This window comes from Chitinophagales bacterium (assembly GCA_019694975.1).
GTDB lineage: Bacteria > Bacteroidota > Bacteroidia > Chitinophagales > UBA10324 > JACCZZ01.
Genome location: JAIBAY010000006.1, coordinates 1 through 17,318, shown reverse-complemented (window position 1 = coordinate 17,318; position 17,318 = coordinate 1). Strand labels below are relative to the sequence as shown.

General features: G+C 40.6%; 11 protein-coding genes. 10 read left to right on the top strand and 1 reads right to left on the bottom strand.

Annotated elements, in window-relative coordinates; genetic code table 11:
- Positions 1-25: 25 nt before the first annotated feature.
- Positions 26-865, bottom strand: coding sequence for a T9SS type A sorting domain-containing protein (locus K1X61_11725; GenBank protein ID MBX7109307.1), 840 nt, complete (start codon positions 863-865; stop codon positions 26-28).
- Positions 866-1,853: 988 nt separating this feature from the next.
- Between K1X61_11725 and K1X61_11720 the strand changes: the two genes are divergently transcribed.
- The 10 genes from K1X61_11720 (at position 1,854) to K1X61_11675 (ending at position 17,125) form a co-directional block, all read left to right on the top strand.
- Complete coding sequence (locus K1X61_11720; protein MBX7109306.1) at positions 1,854-2,945, top strand: hypothetical protein; 1,092 nt, start codon at positions 1,854-1,856, stop codon at positions 2,943-2,945.
- Between the two features lie 438 nt (positions 2,946-3,383).
- Positions 3,384-3,587: a hypothetical protein gene (locus tag K1X61_11715; GenBank protein ID MBX7109305.1), complete on the top strand. Its 204-nt coding sequence runs from the start codon at positions 3,384-3,386 to the stop codon at positions 3,585-3,587.
- A complete protein-coding gene (locus K1X61_11710; protein ID MBX7109304.1) occupies positions 3,577-4,689 on the top strand; it encodes a hypothetical protein in 1,113 nt (370 codons plus the stop codon). Before K1X61_11715 ends, K1X61_11710 begins: the two co-directional genes overlap by 11 nt.
- Complete coding sequence (locus K1X61_11705) at positions 4,677-5,543, top strand: HIT domain-containing protein (GenBank protein ID MBX7109303.1); 867 nt, start codon at positions 4,677-4,679, stop codon at positions 5,541-5,543. Before K1X61_11710 ends, K1X61_11705 begins: the two co-directional genes overlap by 13 nt.
- Positions 5,544-5,831: 288 nt before the next feature.
- Positions 5,832-6,320, top strand: a complete 489-nt coding sequence (locus tag K1X61_11700) for a hypothetical protein (protein ID MBX7109302.1) — start codon at positions 5,832-5,834, stop codon at positions 6,318-6,320.
- A 465-nt stretch (positions 6,321-6,785) separates the two neighbouring features.
- Positions 6,786-7,337, top strand: a complete 552-nt coding sequence (locus K1X61_11695) for a cupin domain-containing protein (GenBank protein ID MBX7109301.1) — start codon at positions 6,786-6,788, stop codon at positions 7,335-7,337.
- Between the two features lie 366 nt (positions 7,338-7,703).
- On the top strand, positions 7,704-9,518 hold the full coding sequence (locus K1X61_11690; GenBank protein ID MBX7109300.1) for a hypothetical protein: 1,815 nt from the start codon (positions 7,704-7,706) through the stop codon (positions 9,516-9,518).
- Between the two features lie 443 nt (positions 9,519-9,961).
- Positions 9,962-10,762, top strand: coding sequence for an endonuclease/exonuclease/phosphatase family protein (locus tag K1X61_11685; GenBank protein ID MBX7109299.1), 801 nt, complete (start codon positions 9,962-9,964; stop codon positions 10,760-10,762).
- 291 nt (positions 10,763-11,053) lie between these two features.
- The gene (locus K1X61_11680) at positions 11,054-15,124 is read left to right on the top strand and encodes a putative metal-binding motif-containing protein (GenBank protein ID MBX7109298.1); all 4,071 of its coding nucleotides are present in this window, start codon (positions 11,054-11,056) and stop codon (positions 15,122-15,124) included.
- A gap of 270 nt (positions 15,125-15,394) precedes the next feature.
- Positions 15,395-17,125 carry a hypothetical protein gene (locus K1X61_11675; protein MBX7109297.1) on the top strand — a complete coding sequence of 577 codons (1,731 nt, stop codon included), beginning with the start codon at positions 15,395-15,397 and terminating at the stop codon, positions 17,123-17,125.
- The last annotated feature ends 193 nt before the right edge of the window (positions 17,126-17,318 follow it).

Genomic DNA, 17,318 nt, shown 5'->3' with positions numbered 1-17,318 from the left:
TCTGTTCATTGGAATTCGTGTCGTTTCAATCTTTCACAATTTTTCCTTTCTTGCACAAACCGTTTTTGTTTCGCACTTCGTAAAAATACAAGCCCTTTGCAAGTTGTTCTGTATTCAGTGAAACAGCGTTTGTAAAATTTTGATTCAGCATTTCTCTTGAGGTTATATCAAAGATGAATACTTCATACCACTTGTTATCATTTGCTGCAAAGTTGATTTTATCTGAAAACGGATTGGGAAAGACATACGGCAATTCTTTGATATTGTTATTTAGGAGAATACCGGTCGGGGTAATTTTTTCCAAGTGTAGATTATCTACTTCCAATCCTGAACCCCCACCCATTCCTTTAATTTCAATTTCAGTAGAAACTGCGGATGCCATAAATGTAGTATCATATGCCAGCCAATTCAGAGAGTCACTTATAAATGGGGTGATTAGGGTATCCCCTCCATTAAAAATAAATTGTATTCTGCAAGGCCATGGCTGTGTGCCTCTGAACGTTTCCAGTTGAATATAGCCTCCAAAGTCATAGATATAGTCTTTTTCCAATGAATTAATTAATGTTGCTTTGCCACCCTCTGTCCCACCCAAGACAATAAATGCACTGCCGGATTGTGCAGTATCATCATCCCAGTTGCATGGAATCTGTCCTTCCAACATTCTATCGGGAGTAAAAGCGGTAACAGTCCATTCATCAGGACCATAAACAAAATTATACGGCAGGCAATTAGGAAATACCCCATGCATCCAACCCATTGAAATAAGCGTTGGCCCTAATTCAAAATCAGCATTTGGAATTAAATTCTGTGAATGGCAAATTTGGATTGTCAGAAAACAAATAATTATACAGATTCTTTTTTTCATGGCTATCATGTTTGAATTGGCCACTGTTTCTTTGAAGCGTTAAAATGGCCACTAACGTCAGTCTGTGAAAAAACCAATTAACATAAATGCTAAAAATTACGTTGATAAAGATAACGAAATGGCCAGCTAACAAACCGATGCAATCCCCATAGCAAATCATCGCCCTCATCACCTGGAAAAGATCCCGAAGGTTTCGTGCCCTTCACTGGCGCAAGATTTAGAAGAGCTATAAGGCAAAGAAGACCCGTGGGGGAATCAAAGATATTCATAAGCATTTCCTTATACCAAGCTTTACCGCCAGCGCCAGTCTTAGTGCAACTTTGAGCTAAGCCAGACTGATGCGCTTCAGATAAATCCCCCGCTGCCTATTTTTCGCGAATCCTTTTCGTCCGGCACAGGTCTGGCTGAAACTTATGGCCACGTTTTGACCTGCGCCAGCGAAGGTATCATAGTTAACACTTTAGTAAAGACATTTTCCGGATCTGAAGAGTATTCATCACACTATTGAATGGATGCTGTTTGCATGTTATATATCCATTCCGCATATCGTTCTCAATATCGCATCACATATCTTTCCATTCGCACATTGGTCAAAACGGCTGAACATCGGATGTGAATTTACTTCCAGGAAAACCGGTGCATCATTGTTTTCCTTGAAGTCAGCAGCTCCCCATTGTAGGTGCATGGCATTCATCAGCTTTGCGAGCGGCCTGATCAGCTGTTGCGGCAACTTTTTATGCTGCACCCATGTGTGTAAACTGGAGATTAACAAAGCGGCCGGCTCCTTTGATCAACTCCATTCAGAGCAATAAGCGAAATTTCGTTTTCGGGATTATTCATCCGATCGCGAAATTTTCTATCCTCCCCAGCTTCTTGATTGAAAAGAGCTCAAAAGGCAATGTGCAATTTTTCATTTGTCTTTAACTTCGTATAATAACAGTGAGCGGTCAATGCAAAGTGAGCTCAATCCACAATGACCTTTTTAACAATGAATAAATTATCCCTAATACAAATAATTGCTTGTCTCACAATACTTGTTTCAGAGCCTGCCTGCAATGGACCAGTAAAAAAAGATATATCCAATCAAAAGGCAAATTCAGCACTACTCAATAAAACCGTCGCCCCGCCTGGTGATGTCAGGTGCATTTTGCAGGATAAAGAAGGTAATATTTGGTTTGGAATAAGGGGAAACGGACTTTACAAGTATGACGGAAAATCCTTTACTCAATTTACAGTAAAAGACGGGTTAGATTGCAATAATATTTATTGCATTTTGGAAGATAAAGAGGGTAAACTTTGGATAGGTACTGAAGAAGGACTTTGTCTTTACAATGGCAAAACATTTGACAAAATCCAGATTCCTTTACCAGAAAACCTGCCTCCTAACAAGAATACCTACTATCAAAACCATTGGGTGTTCAGTATGATACAGGCGAAAAACGGCAAACTATGGTTTGCAACAATGGATGGTGTTTATATCTACGATGGCAAATCTTTTACACATTTTCCATTGAAGGAAGCTGCCAATGGCTTTTTAAGCAGTAACGCTAAGGTGGAACGCATGCTTGAAGATAATGCAGGTAATATTTGGCTGGGCGGCAGAACCAATGAAGGTATTTTTCGCTACGATGGTAAATCGATTGCCCATTGTAATCTACCGCAATTAATTCAAGGTCAGAATGGGCCCAGGCCAAAACTTCATAATTGGGGATGGCCTCAATTGCAGGATAAAAACGGGAATATCTGGTTCAGTAATTGGGGAGGTGCCTACCGTTATGACGGGAAAGATTTTACAGGCTTTTCAGCAAAAGATGGCTTAAACGTTACTATGATAGCCAAAATAATCGAAGACAAAAAGGGAAACGTCTGGCTTAATGGTGATGAACTTTTCTGTTATGATGGAAACTCTTTCACTCGTTTTATTACAGAAGACAGACAAGCCCATTTAGGTGGTTGGTCAATATTAGAAGATAGAAGCGGTATTCTTTGGGTGGGTACGAAAAATAATGGCCTATACCTTTTTGATGGTAAAGAGTTTATTACTTATGCTGAATACAAACAAAAGGAACAAATGAAATAACAAGCATGATTTACTACGACAATGAATAGCAAAAAAAAGCACGAACCGCTGGTATGGGTTTGTCAAAATAGGGGCAGAAGTGCTGCATTGAACATTGGGTATTCTATTGATTTTTTGTACTAAATTTGAACATGCGCACTCTGAATTTCCCCACTGCGGCAAGCACAAACTGTTACCGGCAACCGTATGAGTATCCTGCTATTCGTCATTACAACAGTGAACGGCCTCCTATGCATATCAGCAATCATACTCCTGTTAAAGTTAATCATGCAAACCATCCGGTAGCAGCGAAGCGAATCCGGAAATAATATTACCCTAAAAACAGATCAACTGTAAACTGATATCAGGATTATCTACTAAAACTGTAAATTTTTTCAGGACTGGTCCTTCCGCAACTATCCCTAATGCCAACAACCATCTTACATAAAATTCCATGTTATGAAATATTTAAAACTTGATGGCTTTGAAATTTACTTGCTACAAGAATCTTTAAAGCATTACAAAACTTTGATTGCAAAAGAAGATTTTCCAAAAAATTCTGTTGTAACGAAAGAGTATGTTGAAATGATGATTACTCAACTTGAAGAAAAGCTGAGCGAGAAATCTGTCAAAGAAAAAATCAGAGAGTTAAATGCAAACTGATGTATTTCAGAATATCAGTAAAATCATTGAAAGAGATAGCAAGACCACAACTTACAAGTTTGCTCTCTTACGTGGAGTGATTGACATAATTCAAGACAATTCTCCATTCACAAATATTTCCAAAGACAGAGTTCATTTTCCAACAGGTTTACTGATTGAGAAATGGATGTTGTATTACTATCCGATTTTAGAATGTTCAACTAACATTCCTCAAATCAACGGAGCTACAAATCTTGCATTCGGAATTCAGTTCAAGAATATTATCAAAGCTTATGAAAGTGTTGGAGGTTTCTCAGCTTTCTGCAATGATCTAAAGAACAAGGGAATTCCTAAAAATCTGCATGCAGATTTTTTGGCGTTATCAAAAAAACTAAAAGGCACGATAACAACAATGCCAATGAAATACATTGGCCGTTCAATCAGCAATGAATACTATTCCATTTTCAATTTTGATTCCGCAACTACAAGAAGAAGTTCAATTCAAATTGATTTGGAATTTTTGATAACCCACTTCGGAACATTTTCTATTCCCAGAGATTATTACGAAGCATTTAAAGTTTTGGGAAGTTTTATTAGCGGACAAGATTCCATTCTTTTCAAGTGGGCTGAGTTTTCAGTGAACGCATCTGGACAAAATTTATCAATAGAAAAAGTTGTCAATGAAGTTTTGAAAAGCCCGATTACAGAAAGAGAAATTGCAGAATCAAAAAAGATTTACAAAGAAATTTTGAAACGAGAAGGTAAAGTGTTTTGCGTCTGGACTGGAAATGAAATTTCGATTTATGATGTTGACCACATGATCCCTTTTTCTGTTTGGAAGAATAATGACTTGTGGAATTTACTTCCTTCACAACCAAAAACGAACAATCAAAAGCGGAACAAGATTCCTTCACCTGAGTTAATTGAAAAGCAAAAAGATTTGATTCTTCAGTATTGGGGATTGCTTAATGATAGTCAATCGCAACGATTCAAAAAAGAAATCCAAGTTGCACTGCTTGGAAATAATTCATTCGCCTCATGGCAACAAACAGGAATCAAGCAACTGCAAAGCAGTTGTAGTTATTTAATTTCTAATCGTGGCTTTGAAGAATGGTATATCTAAAATCTAATCATTACAATTACCTAACAGCGAAAGAAAGAGAAACACTTTCATTTCCAGCAAAACTTTTGTTGAACAAAAGCTTGTTGGTTGGTGATGTGCTGGATTTTGGTTGTGGATTTGGAAAAGACGTTGAATTGCTGAAAGCAAAAGGAAAAAATATTGTCGGCTACGACAAACATTATTTTCCAAAGTATCCTGCAAAAAAGTTTGACACAATCATCTGCTTTTATGTGCTGAATGTTTTGATGCAAGAAGAACAAGCAAATGTTCTCATGGAAATATCTCAACTGTTAAAGCCAAATGGCAAAGCATACTTTGCCGTGAGAAGAGATTTGCAATACGAAGGTTTCAGAACTCACAAGGTTCATAAGAAACCCACTTACCAATGCAATGTGATTTTGAATTACAAATCAATTTTCAAAAATGAAAATTGTGAAGTGTATGAATACAAGCACTTCAATCAATTCAAGCGAAAAGAAAATTCCACTTGTCCGTTTTGCAATCCTGATTCAGAAAGAGAATTGCTTTTAGAATCTGCAACCGCTTATGCAATGTTTGATAAATTTCCAGTGAGCAACGGACACACTTTAATCATTCCGAAAAAACATTGTGCAGATTATTTTCAACTTTCATTTAAAGAACAATCTGCTTGTTGGTTCATGCTGAACAAAGCAAAAGAGCTTTTAAAAAAGAAATTGAATCCTGACGGATTCAATGTTGGAATCAACATCAGCGAATCAGCAGGACAAACTGTTCCTCATGTTCACATACATTTGATTCCACGATACAAAGGAGATGTGAAGGAACCTCGAGGTGGAATAAGAGCTGTAATTCCCGGAAAGAAAGATTATTGAAATGTTTTTCCAATGCTTGCAATGGAAATAAAAAACGAAATTGATTTACAGGCCAAGTTGAGTATATACATTAGTAATTCCTAAGGTTTGTTTATTTTTTGACAACTTACCAAGCAAATTTCAGAAGATAATATGATAACGAATTGAAAAATGAAATGGATGCAATTGTAAGTCCGCAAGAAATTCAAAAGCGATTCAAGAAATACAAAGAATTGACTGACTAAATGCTTGAAGTCAACAAAACTTTAGAAGCACACAGCGAACAATTAAAAACTTCATTAAGAACAAATGAAAACAACAGAAGACTACTTAGACGACTATCTTGACAAATACAACGAGTTGAAAAATAAAAACGAGTTGTGGCGGCTTCGTGTTACGCCTGAAAAATTTCTTGCGGAGATTGAAAGAATAAGAGCCTACGGAATTGAACAGAGAAAAAGTAATTACCTAAATGAATATCACATTCAGAGAAATCAAGAAGGAATGATTGCAGTTATGCTGATGGATGCGATGACACTTGATGAAATGATTGAACAGGCCAACAGGTTATCCGAAGCAGCTAAATTGCAATTTGCCGAAGAAGCACCCGAAGTTCAGAAGCAAGTAAAGAAAATTCAAACACCATTGAAGCTTGACGACTCAAGAAGAATTTACACATGGCTTTTCAGAAAACAAATCACTTTGGAGATGTTGTCAAAAGAAGTGTTTGAAGAATTCAGCAAGACAAGACAATACCAATCACTGATAAATAAAAATGTAATTGAAGAAAAGAAATAAGAGCCAACGGACATTGCAACCACATTATTTTTTTACACCCGCGCGAATAGCATCGCAGAAAAAAAATAAAGAGGTTGCCGGTTTGTTCAAGGGAATAGCGGTTGAATTAAAAGCAACTTCCTAAGTAACATCATATACATTGTTCTGGAGACAGTTGTGTATTCGCATAACAGCAAGATCAAAAAAAATATTAATGAGGTTTATCGTGAAAGATACCAAATACAAAAACCGGGTTCAGCAAAGTTTTGATAAACAGGGTCTGATAAAACTTACAAGCAATTGGCGGTTCAGTGGTTAAATCAAGCTTTGGGCTTCTATTCAATTTCGTTGCTGCCAGATGGTTTTCTGTTTCGAAATCGCAACTTCTTGCGGTTGCAACCCGTTAGGCGTCATACCTGAATGGCCGTGCAGCTTTGAAACAACAACGGCGGAACCTAAATTTGCTACGTTCTAAATTTAAATAAAATGAAATTTACGCTGCCACACACAATTGAAAGCGGTCTAGGTGAAAAAATGATTTTCAAAGAAATCATTAAAGAACCGGATGGCGATAAAGTGATTATTGAAGGACACTGCAAGCCGAAAGCCGGGCCTGCTATGCATGTTCATTTTAAGCAGGACGAAGCACTCACTGTAGTTAAAGGTAAAATGGGTTATCAAATTTTAGGACAGGAACCTGTTTATTGTTCTGTCGGACAGACAGCTACATTTCTCAGAAATGTTCCGCATCGCTTTTGGAATGCAGGTGAGGATGAACTGGTAATAAGCAGTTGGGTGAAACCTGTAAACAGCATTATTTTCTTTTTGACCGCTTTATATGCTGCGCAAAAAAAGTCGGGAAGCGGGCGACCAGAGATATTTGACGCCTCCTATTTAATGACAAAATATAAGCATGAATACGATTTGCCCGAACTCCCTTCCTTTGTTAAAAAGGTTATTATGCCTACAACCTGTCTTATTGGACGACTGCTTGGCAAGTACAAAAAATTTAATGGTGCTCCTGAGCCATTAAATTAGAAGACGTCCGTTTACATGAAATTGAATAAAATCTGACAAACCTAATTGTGGACTGGAGCTAATATATGCTTAGGAAAAGAGTAGCTCGGCTTCAAAGCAGGTGTTTGGCAAAAAAGCACATTTGGCACTTAATGGAGCATTCTGCCTCCAAACACCTTTTATGTTGGGTTGACAGTTTAGTGCTTCGAAATCCGCAGCTTCGCCAAGTGCCATAACGTGGTGTACCAAAATATGCAACTCTTTCAAAATTTCCTGAATTGTATGACAGTGAACATTACCAAGTTAAAAATAGCAATGCTTTTATTCAAGAGGAACAAACAAATCAACCGCCTCAGACAATACAGATATTCAGGTTTGTTGCTTTTTATGGTATTTACTCAAGATCTTTTTGCACAGCAGTATGTTACGGTTGGCATAGCAGCCTATGGCAATCCAACTTATAAAGTAGCTGCAAAATATGATGCTGAAAGTGGTGAGGGAAAAGTTTGGTACGATTATAACCGGATGGTTTTTACAAACGACGGCAAAACACTGTTGATAAACAACCCTGTGCTGCTCACATACGACTATTGGGATATTGAAAACAACAGGATGTATAAAAGCATTGCTATCAGTAGTGCAACCCAATCAAGAAGCGGAAGAGAGGCAATAGCGGCATTTCTACCCAGACAATCATTTGTTTTTGAAAATGATAACGGTATTGTGTCTATGATTAATGCCGACAATAAACTAATACTCCAACCGGATGGTTCTTTTGAGATAAAAGACACGATAGATCATACGGTAGTAAAAGGAAACCTGCCGTTTAGTTCATTACCTAAAAAAGCAACGTACCTGCTGCGCTTTTGCAAGTTCAAATACTTTGCACCTGCGAATACATTGTACATCATGTATTTTTCTCACTTCACCGGAGGGGATCATACTGTTACGCTTTTTTCGGTGAACATGAGCAACGGAATCGTTACAGAGCATTTATCTGAAATTGTGGCAGGATGGCAAACTATGGAACAGTTTGATAACAGTAAAGATGAGCGGTATTATTTAACGGGCGACTTCATAGGCAATTTCTTTATTTCTTACCGAACAGCCAATAACCGCATTCCCATTGAAGAAATGGGCTATTCAGCATTTTCATTGGTTACCCAAAAAAAGGTGGGCTCATTTTATTATCACAAGTTGACGGAATGGAAGGAATGGCCATTAGGACTGACTGCCAGTGGCAATGTGGGTTACCGATTGAGCAGTGGGCAGTTGCAAGGCCAAAAAGTCGCATTGGCAATAGATTCCATTAATAGCTACACAACCGGGAAATTGATCCTGGATCTTGGCAAATCAAAGCATAATGAGTACAACAGCATTGTTCCATCCATAGTAATGGATAATGAAGGAAAACAAATTGCTTTTCCCACATTCTTTAAAACTGATTCGCTCGGCGATTTCGTTTCCATCAATATTGTAAAAACGAATCCTTATCCATACAATTTTACCGCCAGCCTGATGGGAGTTTACAATACAAAGCCATTGTTCAGCGGGTATTATGATCTGGAAAAGTTGACCGTGAAATCCGAGAAGCAGGAACTGCTGGAAAGACAGGCAAGGCTCACTACAGAAATTGATAGTATCAGCAAACGCTATAAAGAATGGCTCAGGGAGAAAAATATAAGCACATTGCTTATCAACGATTTTTGGACCAGGGAAAACCAGCGTTATAAGTTTGAATATGTGAAGCAGATAAACGCAACCGGAAAATTAGGCGAAATGACTGTTTCGAACGATATCACGTTCAAGTACGCATCTGGTACGAAAGACCTGAAGATGACCGTAAACAGCAGTATGGCAATTGACGGTCAACTTTTCGTTGTGGAATCAACCGAGTATTCAAAATATATAAATGCTGCAACCACAGGCGGGCAATCAATTTTTTTTGACCCATCACGAAAGACTGAAATTTATGATTCCCACAATGCACCCTTTGATGTATGGGATGATTACCAATGGGACGCTGATAAATACCGGCATATTTTTGATACCGATGGATTTGAAATAGTACAAAACGGCGAATTGGTAGTGTTGAAATTTGTTACGCGACAGAAAGAAACACTTTATGTGGCTCCAAACAGCATCATTAAACGTATTGAGGAATTGAATGTAGTAAAAAATCAGATAAATAAATTACTTTGATATCCTGCCAAAATAAAATACGGCACATAACAAAAGGGTTGCCGCAAGGCCGGCAGAAAGCATATCACTATTATTATGATGCGGTAAACGCTTTTCGCGTTTTACACATCGCTTAAAAGAAATCAGCCGTCTGTCAGATTAAGTAGTAGTGATTACAAATCAAACAACAATAGGGAGTGTATTCTAAACTGTGTCAAGCGAAGTAAGGAATAAATTTTCAAAATTATCATTGTTGTGACTCGTCCTGAAACAGCTATTTTGAGTTACCGGATTTTTATCCTGATTTTGTAACCCGGCCGCTGTCGCGTTTTTTTGTTTCCGCGACTATTGAGTTGGGGGGATTAACCTCCGCCAGATATCGATGATTTCCGTTCCTGCGGCTGATTTCTTGTTACATTTGATTTCTGCCTTTTATGATGCAACTCCTTCTGATTACTCTGTTGATGAACCAGCTGTTAATCAGCCATGAAATCAGCGTGATGAGTTATAACATCCGGTACGGAACGGCAGACGATGGCGAAAATCATTGGGAGAAACGGAAAAACAAAGTAGCTGATTTAATAAACTATTATGCGCCGGATTTTATCGGTATGCAGGAAGCGCAGCGCTTTCAGCAGGAATTCCTTTTAGGCCAGCTGCCGCAGTATGCATCGATTGGCAAGCCGAGGACGAATGATGAAAACGCGGAGTATTCCAATATTTTCTACAACAAAAACCGGTTTGAGCTGATACAACAGCGCACTTTCTGGCTTTCTCCCACACCGGATACTATTTCCACCGGATGGGATGCGGCATTATCGCGGATCGCAACGTATGGATTGTTCCGATCGCTGGAAAGCAAACGATTTGTCTGGGTGATGAATGCTCATTTCGACCATGTCGGATCACAGGCAAGACTGGAATCTGCCCGGTTAATTATTGCCACCATCGCAACGCTGAAAAAAATCAATAACTGCGAAGTGATCTTTACGGGCGACCTGAATGCCCGGCCGGAGGAGGCACCTGTTACCTATTTATCGGAGAACCTGTCGGAAGCGAGGAGCCATTGCCAGACTAAACCTTACGGCGAACAGGATACCTGGAATGGCTTTAACTTCAAAGAAAAGCCCAACGGGCAGATTGACTATATCTTTATTGATGATACGAAAGTCATGCAAGTCAGCAAATACATCACTATTGATGACTTTTATGATTTCAAATATCCCTCTGATCATTTGCCGGTGATGGCCACCTTATCCTGGTAAGCGGCACCCTTTCCTGCCGTATTAAACCATCAAAAAAAGTGCATGGCGCCGCCTTTTGCACCACAGGAAAGCTTCCTCCGGTAAAGGATGATACCGTTGAAAACATCCTTACTCCCGAATATCAAAAAAAGTTGCATTTCAGAGATTAAAAGATAAGAATTGTTTAACGAATCATATAGCTTTATGGCTTTATCTTTCGTTTCCTTTGCGCCGTCATTTACCCTCGTTTTTAATATCATTTTTTACCATCCAAATCTTCCCATCATGAACAAAAATTTTTACCGTCAATGCTTGCCATCAGTATTTGCTGATCACCTCTTCACCATAATGGGACGATTTACAGTATTGCTGCTATTTATGCTTTACAGCATAAGCAGTATAGGACAACAGTCCTACAGCAGCGGTACCTACACGCAGGATTTCAACGGGCTGCCGAATAGCGGCACCTTCTCCTTCATAGGGCTGGGTAACGGCCCGTTTAACTTTACGGCAGCGCCATTGAATGTTGCAACTATGAACGGCTGGCAGCTATTAAAGTTTACAGGTTCAGGTTCAAATGCTGTTTTCCTCGTGGGAACAGGCAGCGGAAACGGAGGTGGCGCTTATAGCTTTGGTTCAACAGGATCAACCGATCGGGCCGTTGGCTCACTGGCTTCCGGTACAGTGACTTCCGCTTTTGGCATCTTACTCACCAATAACTCAGGTACCGCTATTGGTTCGTTCACCATTACCTACAGAGGGGAACAATGGAGAAACGGCGGAAGCAATACCCAAAATAAACTTGCCTTCTCCTATAAGATTGGGGGAAATATTTCAGGAACCGGATTTACCGCGGAGCCATTGCTCGATTTCGTTTCGCTGAAGACTTCCTCTACGGCAGCTACGCTGGATGGTAATGCCTCCGGCAACTTCACCACCATTTCCGCTACCGTATCCAATATCGTGTGGCCTGATGGTGCAACCCTCGTGCTTAAATGGGCTGACAACGATGAGACCGGTGCTGACGATGGCTTGGCCATTGATGATTTCAACTTCACCGGCTTTCCCGCACCACCCACCATTTCCACGGTTACCACTTCTTTCACCAATAACTTCGGAAATGTTTTTGTCGGCAGCAGCAGCAGCAGTTCTACGTTCTCCGTTTCCGGTGCCAACCTCACCGACAGCATCATTATCACTCCACCTGCCGGCTTTGAGATGAGAACCGGCGCTAATCCTTTTTCCACCAGCCATATTGCACTTGCCCATACAGGCGGAACGGTGGCCTCCACCAATATTGATGTGCGCTTCACCCCTTCATCGGCCATTGGTTACAATGGAAATATTTCCTGCACGAGCACCGGAGCACAGTCACAATTTATACCGGTCAGCGGTACCGGACTTGCCAGCGATTTTCCGACGAAGCTGGTGATTACCAGTGTGAATGGGGGCATAGATGCCGAAGCTACCTATCCATTCAGCGTGGTAGTACAGGCTCAGGATAACCTGAATGTACCTCAGAACGTCACAGCCAATACCGTTGTTCAACTCACCCTGGGCTCAGGAGGAGGCACGCTTTCAGGATCATTGACCGACTCGATACTGGCGGGAACCAATAGCGTGACGTTTACCAATGTTATTTATGACCAGGAAGAAAGTTCCATAGTGATCAATGCAGCAAGAACGAAAGGCGATACGCTTATTGCAGGAAACAGTGCGCCATTCAACGTGCTGGCAAAAGCTTCCTTCCTGCGCTTTGTTGGTGTTCCTGCTTCAGGCGTCACGAATACCAACCTCAGCACCTTTACCGTAGAAGCAAGAAGGGCGGACAACACCGTCGACAACCTGTTTACGGATACCATTACCATCTCGCTTTACAGCGGCACGGGAACGCTTACCGGTACCCTGAAAAGGAAAGCCGTTGGAGGTGTTGCCACGTATAACGATTTGCAAATTGATCAGCCCGGCTATTTTGCTTTGCAAGCTGTTGCGCCGGGTGTGAGTCTTGACGTCAGTATTAATGTTTACATCAGCATACCGGCTGTATTCACCGAGCTCGTGGTGCCGCAATATTTCGGCAGCAAATCAGCAGGCAGTACCAACGATACCCGAACGCCTTTTGCTGTTTGTTTCAGGATCGACAACCTTGTCCCTAATACCAGCTACGATCTCAGGATTGGCCTTGGTGTTACGAATGGTGCAACGCCGGATGCAGTAACATCTTATGGCGCCGGAAACCTCTGGAATCAGTCTGCATTCAATGCCAATAACCTTTTAAACTATTTCACTACCGATGGTTCAGGAAGCTCAGGTCCTGTCTGGGTGTATATTGAACCAACTGGCAATGCCAGCCGGTTTGACGCCGGCCAGACGCATACGATCAGGGTCGGATATGCCATCAACGGATCAGGAAGTTTTCCCCCATCGGCACCCAATTTCGTGGGTTCAAAAATCATGACGGCACTCGACATCGCCACCACGGCAAGAACAGTATCTACTGCCGATGATGGTGCCTTTTTAAAAGGATCTGCCAATGCATGTATCAGCGGAAAGTACATCCTGCTCTATGATAATATGGCAGGAAGCGGCGACCCGTTATTTTCTTATATGGCGCGCACAGCTATCCCCACGCAGACAACACAATCGCAGTTGCCGGCAGCAATTAATGACATTTATTTACAGTCGGGAACGTCAGCTATAGGAGATTTTCCTGCGGTGATTCCTATCGGCGTCAATAATGCAAATGGTGTAAGGCGCATTGAAGCACGCTATGCCGATAATACGCTGGCATCTTTTGCCACCAACGCAACAGGCAACTGGAATACCGGCGGAAATACCACTACCATCACCCGCAGAAGCGTAGCAACCATACAAAACAGCAGCGCACCGCTGAATACTGTCACCGTTGAAGTAACCGGAACAGGCCCAAGTTGCAATGGCGGCAGCGGCGGAACGGATGGCTTTGCGATCGCCACGGCAACATCCACTGCCAATCCTGTCAGCTACTCGTGGAACAGTATTCCACTACAAACGACAGATACGGCGACAGGTCTCGCTGCAGGTAATTATACCGTGATAGTTACTGATAACAATACCTGCACAGCATCTGCCTCCATTCAGCTCAATAATTCAACGCCGGCTACATCTTTCTTTGACACCACCTGTGACAGTTATTCACTGCCATGGGGCGGAACAGCTACTGTTACCGGCGACTACGTGCATACCTATATTAATACAGCCGGTTGTGACAGCATCGTAACAGCGCACCTTACCATTAAGCAATCGAGCACGCCATCTGCATTCCCTGCAGTTGCCTGCGACAGCTACACATTACCCTGGGGCGGAACGGTTAACAGCAATGGCGCATACGATCATACCTACACAAATGCAGCAGGATGCGACAGCATTATTACCATTAATGTAACGATTAACCATGCAAGCACACCCACATCCTTTTCGGCAACCGGATGCGACAGCTACACATTGCCCTGGGGCGGAACGGTGAATATGAGCGGATCATACGATCACACCTACACGAATGCCGCAGGATGCGACAGCATGGTTACGGCAATGGTTACCATAGATATCAGTTCAACCTACTATGCAGATGGCGACGGAGACGGTTATGGTGCAGGCGCGCCGGTTCAGGCTTGTATTCAACCTCCAAATACCTCAACGCTGAATACGGATTGTAATGATACCCTTTCATCTGTTAATCCAGGAGCTACTGAGATTTGTGCGAATGGCATTGATGACAACTGCGACAACCAGGTGGATGAAGGCTGTCCGGCTGCTTTAGCGTTTGATGTGAAATGTTTTATACAGGGATACATGGATGAATTTAATCCCGGCCTTATGAAATCTGTGCTGGTTAACCAGGGAGTTGGTGCAGATCCAAATGAAGTGGATACCGTAATGGTCATCCTGCATGATGAGTTTACCTATGCCGACCTTGATACTTTCCGCGGGCTGCTGCACACAGACGGAATGATTAACTGCACTTTCAGTCATGCCGGCATCAGCAATGCCTACTTCGTTTCCGTGAAGAGCAAAAACACGCTGGAAACCTGGAGTGCTGCAGCTGTTCCGATGTCACAAGGCAGTTATGATTTCTCCACCGACTTTACGCAGGCTTATCCGGATGTGAACAATCCGAATCCGCAGATGACGCTGGTTGCCGGCGTTTGGACCATTTACAGCGGTGATGTGAACCAGGACGGTCAGGTTGCAGGCGACGACTTTAACATTGTGGAATCAGATGTTACTGGGCAGGCATTCGGATACAATGTGACTGACATCACCGGAGAAGGACCGACCGATGGCGCTGACTTTAACCTGCTTGAATCGAATGTAAGCTTCGGATTGTTTGTCGCCCATCCGTAACACGAAGAGCGCGATCTGCTGATACATGATAACAGGCTGCCACAGGGTTAACAGATTATTTCCATCCGGAAATTTTTGCAACCCGGTGGCAGACTCCTTTTATCATTACACTATCGATAGAACGGATTACTCGCAAGTCGTTTACAGAAGCTATCTCAAAACAAGAAATAAATCCGGCATGACCGCATTGATTTCCTGTTAGCGGCAAGGCTTTGGCGGTGGTGCTAAAATTAACTTGATTGCAAGAAACAAACATAAATAACATACAATATGACAGACAACAGACAACTTTTAATTAAAGTGGCATCTACAATAGAAGATTTTGACGAATGGTTTGACTTAGACAGTTTTAATCAACTCTTGATAGATAATGGCTTTAATCTTTCTTCAACAGGTGAGCCAAGACTAGTTGATTATCTTCTAAAACAACCTGACTTATTCAAGGTAAAACTTGATATGGAAAGACCAAAACAACAGCATTTCTTTATCACGTTTATTGGGCAACCGATAATTGCAGACGAAATTGAACAAGCCCCTATCATAAGTCAGCCAGGAAAAGGCTTACCTATTATTAATAGTAAATCGATAATTAAGAGTATAGCTGAGAACTGGAAACTTGAAGCAAAGTTAGAGGCAAATCACAATTACTTTTATCATTTACAAGAGATAAATTCAATTCTGAATAAATCTAAGTATTACATTATTGGTAGAAAAGGTTCTGGTAAATCATCTATCAGTGAATACCTCTATGGTCTTAAGAATCATGATACATTTACTGAGAAGTTGAGTTTTAAGAACTTTCCATTTAATGAGCTATACAGTTTAGACAATCCAAAATACACTCCGCCAAATCAATACATAACTCTTTGGAAATATCTTATTTATTCTACCGTAGCACGACTGATGGTACTAAATGAAAAAATTGACTCTCAGATTAGAAATAAGCTAAAGGAGATTTATGCACCTGACCCAATTCGTTCTTTGGCGAGAACTATCAATCAATGGACTTCGGCTGAATTTGGTGCATCAATTCTTGGCACTGGTGGAAATTTTAAGCTTGAGAGAAATATAAGTAATCAAAACGCAAATTGGATTGAACGTGTAAATAACTTGGAAGACATTATTCTTAATCACTGTGACAATTCAAATTACTTTATAATTTTTGATGAACTAGACGAAGATTACCGTGCTATTAAAACCACAGAACATGAACTTTACAACTTTCTACTTACAAGTTTATTCAAAGCTGTCCAAGACGTTAAGTATACTTTTAGTGGGACAAACTTGAATATATGTCCTATAGTATTTCTCAGAGACGATATTTACTCACTTGTAAGGGATGCAGATAAAAATAAATGGCGAGACTTCAAGATAGAAATTGAATGGAATACTGATAAAATCAAACAACTTCTAGCTTATCGTATTTCAAAGGATGCCAATGCTGAGTTGAGCTTTCAAAACGCATGGGACCTAATTTTTCTTACTCCCCAGATTAAATCAGCAAGTAGAAAGAATACTTTAAACTCATTCGATTACATATCAAGAAGCACACACTTAAGACCAAGGGACTATATCCGCTTCATTCAAGTTTGTGCCGAAGAAACAGCCAACTTCAATCGGTTTAAGATAGCAAACCAAACAATCAAATTTGTTGATAGAGCATTCTCAAATTATCTAAAGGACGAAATAGTTGATGAAGTTTATCCAATTCTTCCTGACATTGAAGAAATACTTCAAATAATTTCCAACCTAAGAAAATGGGCATTTAGTGCTGAAGAATTTAAAAGAGAATATCTCAAATATCTCAGGAGTAAAACGGTAAGTGAAGAAAATGTTGATTTCGTTTTAGACACATTATACAGATTTAGTGTCCTTGGGAATCAAAGTAAGTATCGCATTGACACACTGTATTTCAAATACATGCATACAAACATGAACTTGAATCGGAATGAAAAATTAGTTGTTCACCGTGGACTATTCAAAGCTTTGCAAATAATATAGAGGAATACATCTCGTGAAAGAAAATAGCCCAGCCGCTAACAAGGGTAACCGTTGCACAACTTCAAATTAACCCGGATTTAGCAGTTGAAAACTAAGGTTAAAGATATATACGGGCATATTAAAGAAATAATGACCTTAGAAGGAGTAAGCAAATCTTACTGTAAGAGCCATGTCATTAACAGTAGAATTCAGT

Excerpts from the sequence above, each read along its gene's own strand:
- K1X61_11725 (MBX7109307.1), bottom strand. The coding sequence starts at position 865 with ATGAAAAAAAGAATCTGTATAATTATTTGTTTTCTGACAATCCAAATT.
- K1X61_11720 (MBX7109306.1), top strand. The coding sequence starts at position 1,854 with ATGAATAAATTATCCCTAATACAAATAATTGCTTGTCTCACAATACTT.
- K1X61_11715 (MBX7109305.1), top strand. The coding sequence starts at position 3,384 with ATGAAATATTTAAAACTTGATGGCTTTGAAATTTACTTGCTACAAGAA.
- K1X61_11710 (MBX7109304.1), top strand. The coding sequence starts at position 3,577 with ATGCAAACTGATGTATTTCAGAATATCAGTAAAATCATTGAAAGAGAT.
- K1X61_11705 (MBX7109303.1), top strand. The coding sequence starts at position 4,677 with ATGGTATATCTAAAATCTAATCATTACAATTACCTAACAGCGAAAGAA.
- K1X61_11700 (MBX7109302.1), top strand. The coding sequence starts at position 5,832 with ATGAAAACAACAGAAGACTACTTAGACGACTATCTTGACAAATACAAC.
- K1X61_11695 (MBX7109301.1), top strand. The coding sequence starts at position 6,786 with ATGAAATTTACGCTGCCACACACAATTGAAAGCGGTCTAGGTGAAAAA.
- K1X61_11690 (MBX7109300.1), top strand. The coding sequence starts at position 7,704 with ATGGTATTTACTCAAGATCTTTTTGCACAGCAGTATGTTACGGTTGGC.
- K1X61_11685 (MBX7109299.1), top strand. The coding sequence starts at position 9,962 with ATGAACCAGCTGTTAATCAGCCATGAAATCAGCGTGATGAGTTATAAC.
- K1X61_11675 (MBX7109297.1), top strand. The coding sequence starts at position 15,395 with ATGACAGACAACAGACAACTTTTAATTAAAGTGGCATCTACAATAGAA.